Annotated in this window: 17 protein-coding genes; 5 read left to right on the top strand and 12 right to left on the bottom strand. The window is 58.9% G+C overall.

The genetic code is table 11. From position 1 onward, the window contains the following. Positions 1-32: 32 nt before the first annotated feature. The 3 genes from AB4Z23_RS03085 to AB4Z23_RS03075 all read left to right on the top strand — a co-directional run bounded on the left by AB4Z23_RS03085 (position 33) and on the right by AB4Z23_RS03075 (position 3,007). Positions 33-1,190 (top strand): PA0069 family radical SAM protein, encoded by a 1,158-nt coding sequence (locus AB4Z23_RS03085; protein ID WP_421477896.1) that lies wholly within the window; start codon positions 33-35, stop codon positions 1,188-1,190. Between the two features lie 336 nt (positions 1,191-1,526). Beyond that, a complete protein-coding gene (locus tag AB4Z23_RS03080; protein WP_333704074.1) occupies positions 1,527-2,180 on the top strand; it encodes a ribonuclease HII in 654 nt (217 codons plus the stop codon). A 137-nt stretch (positions 2,181-2,317) separates the two neighbouring features. Beyond that, positions 2,318-3,007, top strand: coding sequence for a permease (locus AB4Z23_RS03075; protein WP_115064351.1), 690 nt, complete (start codon positions 2,318-2,320; stop codon positions 3,005-3,007). A gap of 218 nt (positions 3,008-3,225) precedes the next feature. Here AB4Z23_RS03075 and AB4Z23_RS03070 read toward each other — a convergent pair whose 3' ends face one another. The 12 genes from AB4Z23_RS03070 to AB4Z23_RS03015 form a co-directional block, all read right to left on the bottom strand. Continuing rightward, on the bottom strand, positions 3,226-3,711 hold the full coding sequence (locus tag AB4Z23_RS03070; RefSeq protein WP_003511699.1) for a F0F1 ATP synthase subunit B: 486 nt from the start codon (positions 3,709-3,711) through the stop codon (positions 3,226-3,228). Between the two features lies 1 nt (position 3,712). Further along, positions 3,713-4,354 carry a F0F1 ATP synthase subunit B gene (locus AB4Z23_RS03065; protein ID WP_003511698.1) on the bottom strand — a complete coding sequence of 214 codons (642 nt, stop codon included), beginning with the start codon at positions 4,352-4,354 and terminating at the stop codon, positions 3,713-3,715. A gap of 81 nt (positions 4,355-4,435) precedes the next feature. Continuing rightward, the gene (locus AB4Z23_RS03060; protein WP_003494147.1) at positions 4,436-4,663 is read right to left on the bottom strand and encodes a F0F1 ATP synthase subunit C; all 228 of its coding nucleotides are present in this window, start codon (positions 4,661-4,663) and stop codon (positions 4,436-4,438) included. A gap of 73 nt (positions 4,664-4,736) precedes the next feature. Continuing rightward, the gene (locus AB4Z23_RS03055; protein WP_003511697.1) at positions 4,737-5,486 is read right to left on the bottom strand and encodes a F0F1 ATP synthase subunit A; all 750 of its coding nucleotides are present in this window, start codon (positions 5,484-5,486) and stop codon (positions 4,737-4,739) included. 60 nt (positions 5,487-5,546) lie between these two features. Further along, on the bottom strand, positions 5,547-5,912 hold the full coding sequence (locus AB4Z23_RS03050; RefSeq protein WP_003511695.1) for an AtpZ/AtpI family protein: 366 nt from the start codon (positions 5,910-5,912) through the stop codon (positions 5,547-5,549). 270 nt (positions 5,913-6,182) lie between these two features. Then, positions 6,183-7,334, bottom strand: a complete 1,152-nt coding sequence (locus tag AB4Z23_RS03045; RefSeq protein ID WP_019564219.1) for a cell wall hydrolase — start codon at positions 7,332-7,334, stop codon at positions 6,183-6,185. Positions 7,335-7,480: 146 nt separating this feature from the next. Next, on the bottom strand, positions 7,481-9,400 hold the full coding sequence (locus tag AB4Z23_RS03040; RefSeq protein WP_003511693.1) for a potassium transporter Kup: 1,920 nt from the start codon (positions 9,398-9,400) through the stop codon (positions 7,481-7,483). 15 nt (positions 9,401-9,415) lie between these two features. Then, complete coding sequence (gene corA, locus AB4Z23_RS03035; protein WP_065661583.1) at positions 9,416-10,393, bottom strand: magnesium/cobalt transporter CorA; 978 nt, start codon at positions 10,391-10,393, stop codon at positions 9,416-9,418. Positions 10,394-10,730: 337 nt separating this feature from the next. Beyond that, the gene (locus tag AB4Z23_RS03030; RefSeq protein WP_421477895.1) at positions 10,731-11,882 is read right to left on the bottom strand and encodes an Mrp/NBP35 family ATP-binding protein; all 1,152 of its coding nucleotides are present in this window, start codon (positions 11,880-11,882) and stop codon (positions 10,731-10,733) included. A 127-nt stretch (positions 11,883-12,009) separates the two neighbouring features. Next, positions 12,010-13,233, bottom strand: coding sequence for a CmpA/NrtA family ABC transporter substrate-binding protein (locus tag AB4Z23_RS03025; protein WP_003519038.1), 1,224 nt, complete (start codon positions 13,231-13,233; stop codon positions 12,010-12,012). A gap of 78 nt (positions 13,234-13,311) precedes the next feature. Further along, complete coding sequence (locus AB4Z23_RS03020; protein ID WP_025592618.1) at positions 13,312-14,052, bottom strand: helix-turn-helix transcriptional regulator; 741 nt, start codon at positions 14,050-14,052, stop codon at positions 13,312-13,314. A gap of 208 nt (positions 14,053-14,260) precedes the next feature. Further along, a complete protein-coding gene (locus AB4Z23_RS03015) occupies positions 14,261-15,130 on the bottom strand; it encodes an IclR family transcriptional regulator (RefSeq protein WP_025592617.1) in 870 nt (289 codons plus the stop codon). Positions 15,131-15,214: 84 nt separating this feature from the next. On the opposite strand from AB4Z23_RS03015, the gene AB4Z23_RS03010 reads away from it, so the two are divergent. Then, positions 15,215-15,985 carry an SDR family NAD(P)-dependent oxidoreductase gene (locus AB4Z23_RS03010; RefSeq protein ID WP_111783295.1) on the top strand — a complete coding sequence of 257 codons (771 nt, stop codon included), beginning with the start codon at positions 15,215-15,217 and terminating at the stop codon, positions 15,983-15,985. Further along, on the top strand, positions 15,985-16,899 hold the full coding sequence (locus AB4Z23_RS03005; RefSeq protein ID WP_112673269.1) for a 2-dehydro-3-deoxygalactonokinase: 915 nt from the start codon (positions 15,985-15,987) through the stop codon (positions 16,897-16,899). The genes AB4Z23_RS03010 and AB4Z23_RS03005 overlap by 1 nt, the downstream gene beginning before the upstream one ends. Positions 16,900-16,929 lie beyond the last annotated feature (30 nt).

Genomic DNA, 16,929 nt, shown 5'->3' with positions numbered 1-16,929 from the left:
TGAGAGGCGTGCTGCACCCTGGGAGCATCCAGATGAGAGACCATACGCTTTCGGGGCAGGCTGCTTTCCAGCCGAGCCATACGCCTGACATTGCCAATGCGTTGGCCGATGCGTCGGGCCTGCGCATCGAGATCGACCGTCGTCGAGGGCGTGGCGCCGGACTTAACCCGGGCGGGCGCTTCGAGGCCCTGCAGCGGGAGGTTTTCGACGATGGCTGGCAGACCCTCGAGGAGCTGCCGGAGTTCCGCACCGAAGTGCAGGTGGAAAAGCCGCGCAGCATCATCAGCCGCAACGAATCGCCTGACATCCCTTTCGACCGTTCCATCAATCCCTATCGCGGCTGCGAACATGGCTGCATCTACTGTTTCGCCCGTCCGACGCACAGCTATATGGGGCTTTCTGCGGGGCTGGATTTCGAGGCGAAGCTTTTCGCCAAGCCGGATGCGGCAAAGCTGCTCGAAAGGGAGCTGGCGAAGCCCGGCTACAAGCCGCGCGTCATTGCCATCGGCACCAATACCGACCCCTATCAGCCGATCGAGCGCGAATGGCGGATCATGCGGCAGATACTGGAAGTGCTGGCAAAGGCCGACCATCCCGTCGCCATCGTCACCAAATCGGCCCTGGTCAAGCGGGATATCGATATTCTCGCGCCCATGGCCAAGAAGGGTCTAGTGAAGGTTGGTATTTCCGTGACGACGCTGGACCGCAAGCTTGCACGCAGCATGGAGCCGCGCGCCGCCACGCCCGAAAAGCGGCTGGAAGCGGTCAAGGCGCTGACGGATGCCGGCATTCCCGTGGCGGTGATGATGGCACCCGTCATTCCCGCACTCAACGATCATGAGATCGAACGCATTCTCGAAGCCGGCAAGGCCGCTGGCGCAAAGGAGGCCTCCTACGTGCTGCTGCGCCTGCCGCTGGAGGTCAGCCCGCTCTTCCGCGACTGGCTGCTGCGCAACTATCCGGACCGCTACCGGCATGTCATGTCGCTGGTGCGCTCCATGCGCGACGGCAAGGATTACGATGCGGAATTCGGAAAACGCATGAAGGGTGCTGGTCCCTATGCATGGCAGATAGGCAGGCGTTTCGAAATGGCGACGAAACGGCTTGGCCTCATCCGCCGCGGCATTCACCTGCGCGACGATATCTTCGTGCCGCCGGGAGGTGCCGGCGTGCAATTGTCGCTGCTTTGAAAATATGAGGCCCGCTTGGCCGATCGAAGGCGCATTACGATGCGCGCAACGATACCCAGCGGTGCAGACCCATAAGGAGTGGTGGCCCTTTCCTGTTGACGGGGCCATGCTCTTGACGAAATGCCCGGCGGGTTTCCCTGGCCCGTCGGACATCCCCCCCGGAACCCGCCGCCTCGCGTGCGATCGTTTTTCCTCCGCCGCCCCGTTGGAGGATCAAAGGTCATGACGACCTAAGGGGCACGGTTGGCCACGCCCCTTGACCCGGCTGGCCGCGCCCGTCATCGCCCGCTTCCGGGGGCTTGCAGGAGATCGGGTGTGTGTGCAAGTTTCTGCCGCATGAAACGCCGCACCACACCCGATTCTCCTGCCCTCTTTGATCTCGCCGATACGGGACCCGATTTCTCCTTCGAACTTGAAGCGAGGAAGAAGGGGCTTTGGCCCGTGGCCGGCACGGATGAGGCAGGTCGGGGACCTCTCGCGGGACCAGTGGTTGCGGCAGCTGTCATTCTCGATCCCGACAATATTCCTGGTGGTCTTGACGATTCCAAGAAACTGACCAAGCTGAAACGGGAAAGCCTGTTTCTGCAAATCATGGAAACATCGATCGTTTCCGTCGCCTCCTCCGGCCCCGGCCTTATCGACAGCATGAATATCCTGCGCGCCAGCCTCGATGCGATGCGTCGCGCCGTACTCGGCCTCGAAATCTCCCCGGCCCTCGTGCTGGCAGATGGCCGCGACAAGCCGCCGGGCATCACCTGCGAGTCGAAGGCCGTCATCAAGGGCGATTCCCGCTCCCTCTCAATCGCCGCCGCTTCGATCATCGCCAAGGTGACCCGTGACCGGATGATGGAACGGGCCGGTGTAGTGCACAGCTCCTATGGTTTCGAAGGCCATGCGGGTTACGGCACACCAGCCCACCTGCGCGCCATAGAAAGCCATGGGCCCTGCCCGCTGCACCGGATGAGTTTCAGGCCGCTGAAGCAGGACTGATCGAAAACCACGATCCTGAAGCGGAGAATGCGGTCTCGCCCGGGATTCCAGCGCCGTGCCATGAGGTGACGATCTCCGTCTCCACTGGTAGAACTCTATCTCAATGCGTGGACTTGCCGGGCCTTGGGAGAAGAGATTTGGATTTCATGAAATTGTTGAAGTCGCTCGAAGAACTTCTCTACGAGCTGGTTTCATGGCTCCTCTTCTATCCGCTGACAATGTGGCGATCGGTCGTCGCACCGCTCAGCATGATGCGCTACGCCGATAGCGAACTCGCGGATCGGCTTGAGGACCAGTATGACGACACACTGAGTCCGCCCCTCTTCCTCCTGATCACTCTGCTATTTTCGCAGGGGCTCTCCGCCTTCCTTCCGACCATTTACGATCCCACATTGGCCGCCCGGGAGCTTGGTTCGGGTTCGAACCTGCTCATAGCGCGTGGCGTTATATTCGGGATTTATCCGCTGTGTATGGCCGTCACGCTTCTGCGGTGGAAACGGGTGAGGATCACCCGAAATTCACTGCGTCCGCCGTTCTTCAGCCAATGTTACGTGGCTGCGCCGTTTACATTTGTCCTGGTTCTGGGTTTTGATTTTGCATCCATGCCTATGGAACATGGCCTTACGTTCGGGCTCGCCATTATCGCGCTCGCCACGATCTGGTATGCGCAGGCTCAGATACGATGGCTGATGCAGGATCTTGGCTTGGGCATCGCGAAAGCAGGCCTGGCTTTCAGTGGCGCATTTCTGGTTGCCACCGCAGCAGCTTTTGTACTGGCGGTGCTGATAGCGCTCGAGGCCAAGACAATCTATCCCGCGATCACTTAACAAGCCTCGACAAACCGGCAGCCACGAATTGCCGGCCAGCATCCAGTCTTCAAAGCCGATGCTTTTGCTCCAAAGGTCGACAGACATCGATAGACACGCTGCAAGCCGGCACCACAGTGTGCAACCGCGAGCCTGCCAACACCGCCCCTGGTTGAGGCATAAAACAAAAAACCCCTCGCGGCGGGTGCCGGAGGGGTTTTGAATAGTCCGAGATGAACTTAGTTGAGCTTCGACTTCACTTCGCCAATGGTGTTGGCGAAAAGTTTGGCCTTTGCGGCAGCGGTGGTCTTTTCGGCAATGAGCTTCTCGGAAGCTGCAATGGCGATGTCCACGGCGGCGGCACGAACGGCGCCGATGGCGTCTTCTTCTGCCTGCTTGATCTTCTGTTCCGACAGGGCCGTGCGGCGGACGACGAATTCTTCCGTCTTCTGCTTGGCTTCGGCGGTCAGGGCGGCCGCTTCGCGTTCGGCAGCGGCAACGATGCCGGCTGCTTCAGCTTCGGCTTCCTTGCGCTTGCGCTGGTATTCGGCCAGCAGGTGCTGTGCTTCTTCGCGCAGACGCTTGGCTTCGGCCAGCTCGTCCTGAATGTTCTGCGCGCGCTCGTCCAAAGACTTGGAAAGCATGCCCGGAACCTTGAGATAGGCGATCAGGACGAAGAAAAGGACAAGACCGACAAGAGCGAAAAATGATGCATCAAACGCCATATCAGGCTCCCTTCACAGTCGAAGCGGCTGCAATGGCGGCCTTGACGTCGGCATCCTTGACCTTGGCGCCAACCAGCTGGTCAACGATTGCGGTCGCGGTTTCCTCGGCAATGGCGCCGACATCCGCGAATGCCTGATCCCTGATACCCGCAATGCGCTTTTCTGCGGCGGCAAGCTTCTCGGCAAGTCCGGCTTCGATAGCGACGCGGTCGGCATCGGCTTTCGCCTTGGCGGCGTCACGTGCCGCGGAGCCTATCGAGCTTGCCTTGGCGCGGGCTGCCGCGAGTTCTTTTTCATAGGTTTCGACGGCTGCGTCGGCTTCGCTTTTCAGCCGTGCCGCTTCATCGAGATCCTGTGCAATGCGCCCATGACGGTTTTCAAGAATGCCGCCGACGCGAGGAACGATGACCTTCTGCATGAGCAGGTAGAAAAGGCCGAACGTGATCGCCAGCCACAGGACCTGCGATGCATAAGTAGACTGGTCGAACGGCGGGAAAACGCCGGAAGCACCGTGTTCGGCGCCGTGCGCTACACCGGTTTCCGTGTGCGTGGCTTCCGGTTGCGGCTGGCCGACAGCCGGAGTTTCCGTATGCGTTTCACCTACGGTCGGTGCTGACTGGGCATAAGCCTCGGTCACGAACATGCTCACCTCCAGGGGGACTGCAAATGCGAAGGATCACGGCACGCAATTTGCGCGAGCCGTGATCCAGACCTGATGCCGTTATTAGACAGCGAACAGGAGAAGGAGAGCTACGAGCAGCGAGAAGATGCCCAGAGCTTCCGTAACGGCGAAGCCGAATACCAGACGGCCGAACTGGCTGTCGGCAGCAGAGGGGTTGCGCAGTGCGCCGGAGAGGTAATCACCGAAGATACGGCCGAGTGCGAGGGACGTACCAGCCATGCCGAGGCATGCGAGACCTGCGCCGATGTACTTTGCTGCTTCCGCTTCCATGTGAGACTCCTTGAGATATTGGTTGTTGCGGCTATCTTTTGGCGCCCGTTGCCGGGGCCAGCGACTTTACTTCTCAGTGACCACCATGCACGGCGTCGTTCAGGTACATGCAAGTCAGTACCGCGAACACATAAGCCTGCAGGAAGGCAACGAGAAATTCGAGAGCGGTCATTGCGACCGTCATGATGAGAGGCAGGACTGCACCGCCGATACCGAGCGCGCCGAGCGCACCCATGGAGGCGACGAAGCCTGCGAAAACCTTGAGCGTGATGTGGCCAGCCAGCATGTTCGCGAAGAGACGAACGGAAAGGCTGATCGGACGCGACAGGAACGAAATCATTTCAATTGACGCGACAAGCGGCAACAGCGCCTTCGGCACGCCAGAAGGTGCGAAGATGCCGAAGAAATGCAGACCGTGCTTGTAGAAACCGTAAACGACGACCGTGCCAATGACGAGGCAGGCAAGCGCGAAGGTGACGATGATCTGGCTGGTGACCGTGAAGAAATACGGGAACATGCCGAGAAGGTTCGCAGTCAGCACGAACATGAACAGCGAGAATACGAATGGGAAGAACACCATGCCCTTTTTGCCGGCGCCTTCGCGCAGCATGGAGGCGATGAATTCATAGGACATTTCAGCAACGGACTGCATGCGGGTCGGGATCAGACCGCGGCTCGACGTTGCGAAATAAAGGAAACCGGAAGCGGCGGCCACGGTCGCGACCATGAAAAGCGACGCATTGGTGAAGGAAAAATCGACGCCGCCAATTTCGATCGGAATGATCGGCTGCACCAAGAACTGATGGGTCGGATCGTTTGCCACCGGCTGCCCTCTTTACCTGTCGCCGCTCATGGCGGCATCTCAACTGCAAGAAAAAACAGCTTAAACGCCGTCTTTTCCACCCTCGTCTCGCTTGTCGGCTCTCTCAAGCAGCGGCGGCTTTGCCACCGCGCCCGTGGAGCGCAACACATTCAATACGCCTGCGCAGAAACCGAGAAGAAGAAGAACGATCATCCCCCACGGCGTCGTGCCGACAAAATAGTCCAGAAGATAACCCAGCATAGCGCCGACCACGATGGCCGAAATGAACTCCGATGAGAGCTTCACCGCCATCGCAAAGCCTTTCCGGCTTTCCGCGGCATTGGTCTCCGCCCTCACTTCCGCCTCATCCTCCGCCTTCACCTTTGCCAACTCTTCGGCAAGGCGCTTGCGACGCTCGTCCAGACTATCGTCACGGTTGCCAGTCATCTTAAAATCCCACCCATTTTCTCCGTTCCAGCCATGCCAGAACCCTTTGGAGTTGTAAACGGTGACGGATTAAGCCTGTTCCAGCCCGCTCTGAAGTCGCGCGCAACATAGTTTTAGGGGCTTCGCTAGTCAAGGCACTGGCGAAGCTTGTTTTTTGACAAATTAAATATTTAAAAACAAAGGCTTAACGCCAAATCGCCGTTTGCCGACGATGTTTCCCCCGGGAATCGGCATTTTTGACACGCAAATTGCGACAAATTGGCGGTGGTATCAGCTCCAGCCGCCACCATAGGTTCGATAAAAGACGTGCAAGCCAATCCTGCCGACCTTCTTCATGGATTTTCCCCAGGCGGGACGAACATAGACGGCATGATAGTGAGTCGCCGAGCCCACTTCCGTCAGCCAGATTTTGCCGGCGGTGGTTGCCATGGCCACTTCGCGCGCCATTTTCCAGTGACGTTCGGAATTCACCCGGTCCTTTATATTGTCGCAGGCGAAGGAGAACTGGCAGCGGTTGCGCCAGTCCTTGTTCTGATAAACGACACCGCAGATGGTTTTCGGATAAGCGGGGTTGCGCACGCGGTTAAGGATCACCTGTGCCACCGCCGCCTGTCCCTTGACCGATTCACCGCGCGCCTCGAAATAGATGCCGGATGCGAGGCATTGCTGTTCGGCTGCGGAAAACACGGCAGCGGGCAGCGGCGTTGCCGCCCATGCGTGATCGTCCGCGCCGATCAACGGCACGAAGCGGCCGGCCTCCGGCTTTTTCAGAATGGCGTCGAACGGCGATTCACGGGCGAAGTCCGGTTCGGCCGGCGCGTAAGCCGTGGCGAGAATATCGGGAGTCCTGTTGGTGACGAGTTCCGCCAGCATCGGAGAGACGCTTTTGTCGGCCTTCTTTTCTTCACGGCGGAAATAGAAGGAGGCAAGTTTGACGTCGCTGCCGCGTTTCGGTTTCACGAAAGCCGTGCGGTCCTTGCGCTTCAGCGGCTCTATATCCAACATGCTGGTGCGTTCCAGCACGGAACCGGCGGTGAAGGCCTTTGGCGGCTGCATGATTTCGGTTGCGACGATGCGACCCTTTTTGGCGGCACGGTTGACGCGCTCGCTGTCGGGTGTCGTCTCGTCACCCTTCTTGTTGGTGACGAAAGCCACCTTGCGGCCATCGGGCAGGGTCATGCCGCTGCCATGCAACGCCGCCTCCCCTTCCGCATCGTTAAAGGTGAGCGAGGCATTATGGACAGAGCCTGCCGGTGACGCGGTCAGCACCATGCGCCATTGCTCGCCGCCATTGTCCAGCCCTGCCAGCAGGGAGGCCAAATCCGCGCGTGCGGCAATGGAAGGAAAGACGAGCCAGGCAGCAAGGCCGAAGACAACGGGTGAGGTCCATGCCTGAAGGGACGCAAAGGACCGACGACGCATTACTCTTTTCGAACGCAAAACCAGCACTCCGAACACCAGGAACCATATTTGTTACAGGTGTTCGAGAATCTCTTATTAACCTTGATGCTTGGTTAACGCCGCGCGCGGGCGCGGCTTCACGTTAATGTGTAACCACCTTCTAATAATCAGACGACGACGTGAGACCCGAGTTCCACCACGCGGTTGGCCGGAAGGCGGAAGTAGTCCGAGGGATCGGCGGCCGTTTCGGCAAGCGCGATGAACAGTCGATTCTGCCAGCCGGGCATGCCCGATTTCGGATCCGGCACCAGCTTGCGGCGACCGAGATAAAACGAGGTGGACATGATGTCGAACTTGTAACCCGTGCGCCTGAGGTAACCAAGCGCCTGGGTGACGTTCTGCGTTTCCATGAAGCCGAAATGCAGTTCGACCACGGCAAAACGATCGCTCAGCTTCGTCAACGTGTAACGATTTTCGGGCCGGACGCGCGGCTGGTCTTCCGTGCGGATCGTCAAAATCACGTTCTTGTCGTGCAGGACGTGGTTGTGCTTGAGATTGTGCAGCAATGCAGCGGGTGCGGCATCCGGATCGCCAGTCAGGAAAATCGCTGTGCCGGGCACACGCACCGGCGCATGGGCGCTTTCCTTTTCCACCGAAGCCACGAAAGCCTTCAGCGGCACATCGCTGCGGCGGGTTTTGGCGAAAAGGATTTTCGAGCCGCGCTGCCAGGTGGTCATGATGATGGTGAAAGCGATTGCCAGCAACACCGGCACGTAGCCGCCATCATGTATCTTGAGCAGGTTTGCACCGAGGAAAATCAGTTCCAGCAGCAGAAGCGGCGCCAGCACGCCAATCGCCAGCCAGATGGACCATTGCCAGCGCTTGCGAACGAATTCGAAGAACATCATGCTGGTGACGACCATCGCGCCGGTAACGGAAATGCCGTAGGCGGTGGCCAGTGCATCCGAACTTTTGAAGGTGAGCACCAGTGCGACGACGCCGAACAGCAGGATGGTGTTGACGGCGGGAAGATAGATCTGCCCGGTATTGGTTTCCGAAGTGAAGAGGATTTCCATGCGCGGCAGATAGCCGAGATGGATCGCCTGACGCACGAGCGAGAACGCGCCTGTTATAACCGCCTGGCTGGCGATGATGGTGGCGGCGGTCGCCAGAATGACGGCCGGCAGGATCGCCCATTGCGGGAACATCAGATAAAACGGATTGGACATCGCCGCCGGGTCCTTGAGAACCAGCGCGCCCTGACCGAGATAATTCAGCGTCAGTGCCGGGAAAACCAGACAGAACCATGCCCACTGAATGGGACGGCGGCCGAAATGGCCGAGATCGGCATAAAGCGCTTCAGCACCGGTGATCGTCAGGAAAACCGCGCCCAGCACTACGATGCCATAAAAGCCTTCATTGGCGAGAAACTCGACCGCATGCCAGGGGTTGAAGGCATAGAGAATGCCGAAATCATCGGCGATGTGAATGAGGCCGGCTAAACCCATGACCAGGAACCAGACAGCGGTGATCGGTCCGAAGAATTTCGCCACCGTTCCCGTACCGTGCGATTGGATCGCGAAGAGGCCGATGAGAATGCAGACGGAGATCGGAATAATGAAGTCGTCCATGGCCGGAGTGACGAGCTTCAGACCCTCCACCGCCGAAAGCACTGATAGCGCCGGCGTGATCATGGCATCGCCCAGGAACAGGGCTGCGCCGATGAGGCCGAGCACGATGAGAACGCTGCGGTGAGTGCCCGCCGTCTTCATCAAAAGCGCCAGAAGCGAGAGTGTGCCGCCCTCGCCGTCGTTGTCGGCGCGCAGCAGGAGTGTGATGTATTTGAACGTCACGATGATCGTCAGAGACCAGATCATCAGGGATGTCAGGCCGATGACTTCTTCTCTCGTCACGCCATCATAGGCGATCGGCTTTAGCGCTTCGCGGAAGGCATAGAGCGGGCTGGTGCCAATATCGCCGTAGACGACGCCGATAGAACCAAGGATCGCGGCATAAAGCCCCTTGTTCTGATGCTTGTCATCCGAATCCGGCTTCTCGGTAAAGTCCTTGTCTGCGATTTGAGACATGATGATCCTGGCTCCTTAGAGCCAGCCCTTCCAACGGAAAAAGAGAAACGGGATGATTGCCGACATCAGCATGACGACGAGCGCGAGTGGATAGCCAAACGTCCAGTTCAACTCCGGCATGAGCTGAAAGTTCATTCCGTAAACCGACGCCACCAGAGTGGGCGGCAAGAACACGACCGACGCGATCGAGAAAATCTTGATGATACCGTTCTGCTCGATGTTGATGATGCCGAGAGAAGCGTCCAGCAGGAATGTCAGATTGCCGGAAACGAAGGAGGCATGTTCGCTCAACGACTGGATATCCCGACCGATCGATTTGCTCTGTTCCCTCGCTTCCTTGTCCTGCTGGACCTGTGCACTTGTGGACAGGAAAGTCTGCAGGCGTGCAAGGGAAGCAAGGCTGTCGCGAACCTTGGAGATCAGCCGGTGATAGGCGGCAATGTTCGTCAGTCGGTCTTCCAGATAACGCGGCGCCTTGCGCTTGCTGCGCGCCTGGCTGCCGAGAAGATCGGCGGCGAGATTGTCGATGCCTGCCACCGAGTTTTCGAGAATTTCCGCCGTGCGATCGACGATGGTTTCCAGCAGTTTCAGCAACAGCGCGGTGCCGCTGCGCATCTCGTGCGGCACGCGGGTAATGGCGGCGGTGAAGAGGTGGAATGATTTCGGCTCGGCATAACGGATCGTCACAAGGCGCTTGCCGGCAAGAATAAAGGCGACATCTGTCAGGCGCGGACCGTCGGAATCTGCCTTCCAAACCAGAGAGGCGGTCATGAAGACGTTGCCATCTTCCATGTAAAGGCGGCTGGAAGGTTCGATATCCTTCAAATCCTCGCGGGTGGGCAGCTCAAGCCCCAGCAGTTTTTCAACATACTGCTCTTCCGTCCTCGTCGGATTGATAAGGTCGATCCAGACGATATCGTCGGGAATCTGTTCACGGCCGTCGTCTGGCGACAGGCTGATCGCCTCGCAGTTGGCGCGATAGGCTTTTATCAATCCGTTTCTCCGGTCCGCATCGCTGGCTTCAGCGCAATGCTGCTTAACATATCCTGTTCAAGGTCGGCAAACCTTTGGACAACACTTCAGGGAACACAGGAACGAGCGGGATTTTCACATCCCGCCGGACTGACGGACCAAGAACCAAACGGCGCAGGGCTATGCTCCCAAAGCGAGACCCAATCAAGCAATATTTTCTCGCGACAGCATTGCAGGCGATGCATCTCTGGCGTTCAAATGCATCGGCCTTTCCCGAAGCCACCAGTTAACATATTGTTTTTAAAATATATCCAGGCAGGGCGACCGCCCGGCCTTTTTTTCTTCCGCAACCGGTACGTTATTCGAAAACGATTTTCGGGGCGGCTTTTCTTTCGCCCGCACCGATGCGGGCCCAGACTTTTTCCGCAATATCGCGGTAGATGGCGGCCTGCGGACCATCCGGCTCGGCGGCAACCACCGGCGTTCCGGCATCAGACATTTCACGGATGGAAATGGTGAGCGGCACTTCGCCGAGGAACGGCACGCCAATCCGCTCAGCCTCTGCCTTGGCACCGCCATGGCCGAAAATATCATAACGCGCGCCGGTATCCGGTGCGATGAAGTAGCTCATATTCTCGACGACGCCGAGCAGCGGCACTTCCACCTTGCGGAACATGGTGATGCCCTTGCGCGCGTCGATCAGCGCCAGATCCTGCGGCGTGGAGACGATGACGGCGCCGGCGAGCGGCACCTGCTGGGCGATGGTGAGTTGCGCGTCGCCGGTGCCAGGCGGCATGTCGAGAACCAACACATCGAGTTCACCCCAGGCGACTTCACGCAACATCTGCATCAATGCGGACTGAACCATCGGCCCGCGCCAGATCATCGCCGCTTCCTCATCCACCAGAAATCCCATGGACATGACCTTCAGTCCGTAATTTTCCATGGGAATGATGATGCGGTCTTCTTGCTGCTGCGGGCGTCCTGAAATCTTCAGCAGTCGTGGCAGCGAGGGGCCGTAAATGTCGGCGTCGAGCATGCCAACCTTGAGGCCCAGCGACTGTAGGCCCAGCGCCAGGTTGACGGCGGTCGTGGACTTGCCGACCCCGCCTTTGCCCGAGGCAACGGCGATGATCGCGCCGACGCCGGGAACGCCGACCTTCGACGAGCCGGGCTGCGCGGCCGGCCGGCCGGTTGCAGCCGCAGGGCGCGCCGGTGCCGGCGCCGGGCGCGCCGGTGCGGGTTGTTGTGTGCCGGGTTTGCGATCCGCTGTCAGCGCGACGACAGCACCGGCGATACCCGGAACCCCCTTGGCGGCCTGTTCAGCCGAAAGCCTCAACGGCTCCATGTCGGCTGCCCTGTCGGCCGGGACGGTAATAGAGAAATAGGCTTTCGCGTCGGCGATGAAGATTTCCGAGACCATGCCAAGCGCCACAATGCTTTTGCCGCTGCCCGGATAGATGACTGCCTCCAAAGCCGTTTCGACCTGGTGCTTGCTGACCTCTGCCATATGTTTACTCCGCTACATCATCCCGCCGGATATGGGCTGCATTCCGCGCCATCCATAGACAAACGCGGCCCGTTCGCCAATGCCAAACCGCAAACAGCGGATCACCGCGACGGTTTATTCGCAGACTTCAGATTTCGTCGTCCATATCAAGCGTTTCCGGATCGAAAACCCGACCATCGAAAAAACAGTCGGGGCCGAGGACAAGACCCGAGCGTGACGCCCCGACATGGACCGGCTCCCGCAACGTGCCTTCCAGCTTCAGGTTCGCGCCCGGCACCGGCACGAAAAGCGGCTTCATCGCCTTGCGGAAGATATCCGGCCGATAGGCATTGCGCGCGGCCTCCACAACGGCTGCATCGAACCGGCGATCGGGGGGGACCTCGCCCCAGCGCAACATCTGGCTGAAGAACCACAGCGCCTGGCTTTGCCAGGGGAAATTGGCGGCCTTGGCGCTTGTTACGAAAAACTCCTGAAAACGCTGCATGTCCCTTTGCGAAGTGGAAATATAGCCCGTCAGCGCCGGAAGCAGGAATTCGCCGTTCTCGTCAATATAATGGGGGGCGGCAAGAATGCCGGTAAGTTCCTCGATATTGGCGGAGTTGGCGCACCATTCGCCGGCGCGATAAAGCGAACGCAGCAAGCCTTCCAGCACAGTGGCGTTCTCTTCCGCCCAGGGCCGCTTCACGGCCAGTATCTTTTCAGGCGCATTGTGCCAGATCAGCGCTCCCGTGGTGACGATCCGCCCGCCGCCACCCAGCACCACAGCGCTGCCCGCCGGTTCGGCGGTACAGAGCGCATCGACCTTGCCGCTTTCCAAAAGTGCCGGCATAGCCTTCGGCAGGGCTTCGACGATTTCCATGTCGCGGCCGAGCAGCACACCGCAGCTTCCGAGCAGATAACGCAACGCATAAAACGGCGTGGACACGATATCCTCGATCGCAAAGACCGGCGGTTTTTCACCCGCCGCCCGGCGCGCGGAACAGACACGGGCCATCGCCCGCCCGAACGCGGCCGGGTCCGGCAGCTTCATGCCCTCCCGGTAAAGCTCGTCGAAAAATCCGTGCGAAACGGTCGTTGCCGATCCGCCAAGGGAAAGAGTGAAGACGCCGACAATATCGGCCGGCAGGTCATCGAGGCCAACCGCGGAACCGACGGGAACCGCGGCAGGCAAATGGGCGATCTGAACCTCGTCCTCGCCAAGTGCTGCAAGCACAGCGCGCGCGGATTGTTTTCGGATGAGTTCCAGTTCTACGCCTTCGTCGGCAGCAAAGCCTTTTTCGGCAGCGGCTATCAGTACGGCGCAATCGACAGTCGGAGAAAACCCCGCTTTTATCCTATGCCGTTCCGGCAAACGATTTCTCCTTCCCGGTGATTCGAAAGAAGGATCGCCCAGGAACCCATTTATCACAATGATAAATTTGCGGTTTCGCTATTTAATCAGACCGACACGGAGCGCCTTTGCGACGGCTTGGGTGCGGTTGACAGTATCGAGTTTTTTCGTCGCACGGTTCAGGTAGTGATTGATGGTATGTTCCGAGAGCATCATGATTTCAGCGATCTCGGCGCTGGTCTTGCCGGCGGCCGTCCAGTTCAGACAATCTATCTCGCGCTCGTTCAATGTCTCGGGAACCCGCAGATCAAGGCGGCGGATTTCAGATAGCCGGGCAAAGATGTGGCTGGAAATGTAAAAAAGTTCCGCTAGCTGGCTGGTGGGCAAAGTCGTTTTGTTACCGGAAAAGGACACCGCTCCCCGCATCGTGGTGATGTCGTGAACGGGAAACCACACCGAATTGATCATATCGAACCGCTCAAAAAGTCCGATGACCGGTTTCTTCGGCGCGTTTTCGTCGCCGCTAACCAGAAAATCCAGGGAGACGGAAAAGGGTGTGGTCGATTTCTTCAACTGCGCCATAACCCGGCTTCTCTGCAGCATGCCCTCTTCATCATAACGCTGCAAAAGCTCGGCCGGCCAGCTGGTGATGATGGTGCATTGCGACAATTCGCTCGCCATTTCGGCCGACAGGTCAAGCACCATGAAGGCCTTGAATCCCCAGGCTTCCGTCAGCCGTTTCAAAAACCGGAATATATCAAATTGCGTGTTGAGACCGGCGATCTCGCGAACGCAATCAACACCAATCGACTGAACGGCGGCCGTCTCTGTTTTCTGCATGAAGCGGTTCTTCAAAAAAGAGAAAATACCGCCGCAAAGGCCTGCCTTCGTGCGGAAATTGCGCGGATGTTACTCGCCAAAATGATTCATGCAAACAAAAGTTGAAACTTAATTCCGAATAATCGAAAATAAGATTTCACTTACACGCATCGCCGCGCGATCTGCCGTTTTTGAAGCGGAAACCAACAGCTTCACGCATCCATTTTTCTCAACCATTCGCAACCGGAGATAATCTGCAGGCAAGTTCCGCCGAAATTTGATCGGCCGTTTCGCGCACCAGAGGACCCCATTTCCGCAGTTGCTCCACATCCACGCGATAGGCTGGGCCGGTGACGGAAATCGCCGCGAGAAAATTGCGCCCCGGCGCCATTACCGGCGCGGCAACGCAGTGAATGCCGATTTCATGCTCCTGAAGGTCGAAACCGTAGCCATTGCTGCGAATGGCGGCCACATCCTGCCCCAGCATTTGCGGGGTTACGATCGTATTTTGCGTGAAGCGGTGGAAGTCCAGCTCTGCGGCAAGTGCAGCGAGATCGTCAGGGGAAAGCATTGACAGCGCGGCCTTGCCCACCCCTGTGCAATAGGCGGGTGATGTCTTGCCCACCTGCGAATGCATGCGCAAAGTATGCTTGCCCTCCATCTTGTCCAGGTAGGTGACTTGCCCGCCGTTCAGAACGGCAAGATGCACGGATTCCTGCGTCGCCTCCTGCAACGCCGCCAGATGCGGCGCGGCAACGCTGCGCAGATCATTGCTGCTCCAGGCCTTGGCGGCCAATTGCAGCAGCCTTAGACCCACGACATAGGTCTGGTCGGCGACATGATCGACCAGACCTTCGGCCACGAGATGGGCGAGCTGGCGGTGCACCGTGCCGCGCGGCTGGCCGCAAGCCTCGACAACGTCGGTGAAGCGCATCGGTTTTTCGGCAAGGGCGATAAGCTCCAGAAGCGAGACGGCCTTACCGAGCGTGCCGGTTACGCTTTCCTTTTTTCGATCCAAGGCAGGAACCACCTCATGCTCGCTGTCATTTGGGTTTTTGTGATCGAGCATGGCAACATCCACCGTCATCTGTCTTGACATAAGCCTATGGCCAAGAGAATAATTCCACTTAGTAAAATCTAGTTCCAAATAATGGAACAATCAAGCCCCTCACTGGACGAGACGATGTCGATGATGCAAGCCCATTTCCCTGACCTCAAGGACGCGGGCGTGCTCGTCACCGGCGGCGGCTCCGGCATCGGGGCATCGCTGGTGGAGGCCTTTGCGGCGCAGGGCGCAAGGGTCGCGTTCATCGACATCGCCGAAGAGCCGAGTGTGGCGCTCGTTGCGCGGCTTGCTCATGCCGCACGCCATCCGGTCCATTTCTTCAAGACCGACCTGCGCGATATTGCGGCGACCCGGCAGAGCGTGGAGGCGGCAGCAGCTGCAACCGGCGGCATCAAGGTGCTCGTCAACAATGCCGCATGGGACGACCGCCACGACATCGATACCGTCACAGAAGCCTATTGGGATGCCAATCAGGCCGTCAATCTCAAGCAGATGTTCTTCACGGTTCAGGCCGCCTTGCCACATCTGCGGCAAGCGCAGGACGCAGCCATCATCAATTTCTCCTCGATTTCGTTTTTGCTGAACATGGGCGAGCTTCCTTCTTATGCGGCAGCCAAGGCCGGCATCATCGGCCTGACGAAAAGCCTGGCCGGACGGTTGGGGCCGGAAAATATCCGCGTCAACACGTTGCTGCCGGGCATGATCGTGACGGAACGGCAGAAAGAATTGTGGCTGACGGACGACGACGTCACCTCGACCACGGCACGGCAATGTCTCAAGCGCACGCTTGTCGCCGCCGATCTGGTGGGTCCGTGCCTGTTTCTCGCATCATCGGCATCGAGCGCGATCACCGCGCAATCCATAATCGTAGACGGAGGCCTGTTATAATGTCTGAACCCGCTTTTATCGCCGTCGACTGGGGCACTACCAGTTTCCGGCTCTGGCTGCTCAGCCGGTCCGGCGCGGTGCTGGCTGAGCGCAGAAGTGCTGAAGGCATGACGACGGCCATGCGGACCGGCTTTACAGAGGTGCTGCAATCGCATCTCGATGCCATCGGCGCACCGGAAAAACTGCCGGTTCTTATCTGCGGCATGGCAGGTGCGCGGCAGGGCTGGGTGGAGGCCGGTTATATCGACGTGCCTGCATCGCTTTCAGCGGTTCTCGATGGTGCGGTGCGCGTGCCGGGTCAGGAGCGGGACGTCCGCATTCTGCCGGGGTTGGCGCAGCGGGACAAAAACGCACCTGATGTGATGCGCGGCGAAGAAACGCAATTGCTCGGTGCACTCAGCTCCGCCGGTGGCGGCAGGAAGCTGGTCTGCATGCCCGGCACCCATTCCAAATGGGTAACGGTGGATGGCAGCGACGTGACGGGCTTTGCCACCTTCATGACCGGTGAGCTGTTTGAGGTCATATCGAAACAGACCATCCTTTCCCATGCGGTGGCGGAAGCCGAAGCCTTTACCGGCGAGCACGAGGTATTCAGGGCGGCGGTGCGTGACGTCTATGCCAATCCGCAGCTCGCCACCAACCGTCTGTTCACCCTGCGCTCCGGACAATTGCTGCACGGCCTCACCGCGACAGACGCCAAGGCCAAGCTTTCCGGCATCATGATCGGACTGGAAATCGCCGGTGCGCATTCCTCCGTACGGCGGGACACGCCGGTGGTGCTGATCGGCTCCGGCGCGCTCGGTGCGCTTTACGAGGGTGCATTCGCAGCCCTTGAGATTCAATATACTGTCATCGACGCAGACGAGGCCGTTCGGCGCGGGTTGTTAGCCGCCGCAAATGCCATCTGGTCATAGATTATTCAGTGGAGCGGAATTCCAGGCGAA

The organism is Agrobacterium sp. MCAB5 (assembly GCF_052114365.1).
Classification (GTDB): domain Bacteria; phylum Pseudomonadota; class Alphaproteobacteria; order Rhizobiales; family Rhizobiaceae; genus Agrobacterium; species Agrobacterium tumefaciens.
Note: the sequence above shows the minus strand (reverse complement) of the source record. Positions and strands in the feature narration are given on the sequence as shown.

Bases quoted from the DNA above. Each gene is read 5' to 3' on its own strand.
- AB4Z23_RS03085 (WP_421477896.1), top strand. From the start codon at position 33: ATGAGAGACCATACGCTTTCGGGGCAGGCTGCTTTCCAGCCGAGCCAT.
- AB4Z23_RS03080 (WP_333704074.1), top strand. From the start codon at position 1,527: ATGAAACGCCGCACCACACCCGATTCTCCTGCCCTCTTTGATCTCGCC.
- AB4Z23_RS03070 (WP_003511699.1), bottom strand. From the start codon at position 3,711: ATGGCGTTTGATGCATCATTTTTCGCTCTTGTCGGTCTTGTCCTTTTC.
- AB4Z23_RS03065 (WP_003511698.1), bottom strand. From the start codon at position 4,354: ATGTTCGTGACCGAGGCTTATGCCCAGTCAGCACCGACCGTAGGTGAA.
- AB4Z23_RS03060 (WP_003494147.1), bottom strand. From the start codon at position 4,663: ATGGAAGCGGAAGCAGCAAAGTACATCGGCGCAGGTCTCGCATGCCTC.
- AB4Z23_RS03050 (WP_003511695.1), bottom strand. From the start codon at position 5,912: ATGACTGGCAACCGTGACGATAGTCTGGACGAGCGTCGCAAGCGCCTT.
- AB4Z23_RS03045 (WP_019564219.1), bottom strand. From the start codon at position 7,334: ATGCGTCGTCGGTCCTTTGCGTCCCTTCAGGCATGGACCTCACCCGTT.
- AB4Z23_RS03040 (WP_003511693.1), bottom strand. From the start codon at position 9,400: ATGTCTCAAATCGCAGACAAGGACTTTACCGAGAAGCCGGATTCGGAT.
- AB4Z23_RS03030 (WP_421477895.1), bottom strand. From the start codon at position 11,882: ATGGCAGAGGTCAGCAAGCACCAGGTCGAAACGGCTTTGGAGGCAGTC.
- AB4Z23_RS03020 (WP_025592618.1), bottom strand. From the start codon at position 14,052: ATGCAGAAAACAGAGACGGCCGCCGTTCAGTCGATTGGTGTTGATTGC.
- AB4Z23_RS03015 (WP_025592617.1), bottom strand. From the start codon at position 15,130: ATGTCAAGACAGATGACGGTGGATGTTGCCATGCTCGATCACAAAAAC.
- AB4Z23_RS03010 (WP_111783295.1), top strand. From the start codon at position 15,215: ATGTCGATGATGCAAGCCCATTTCCCTGACCTCAAGGACGCGGGCGTG.
- AB4Z23_RS03005 (WP_112673269.1), top strand. From the start codon at position 15,985: ATGTCTGAACCCGCTTTTATCGCCGTCGACTGGGGCACTACCAGTTTC.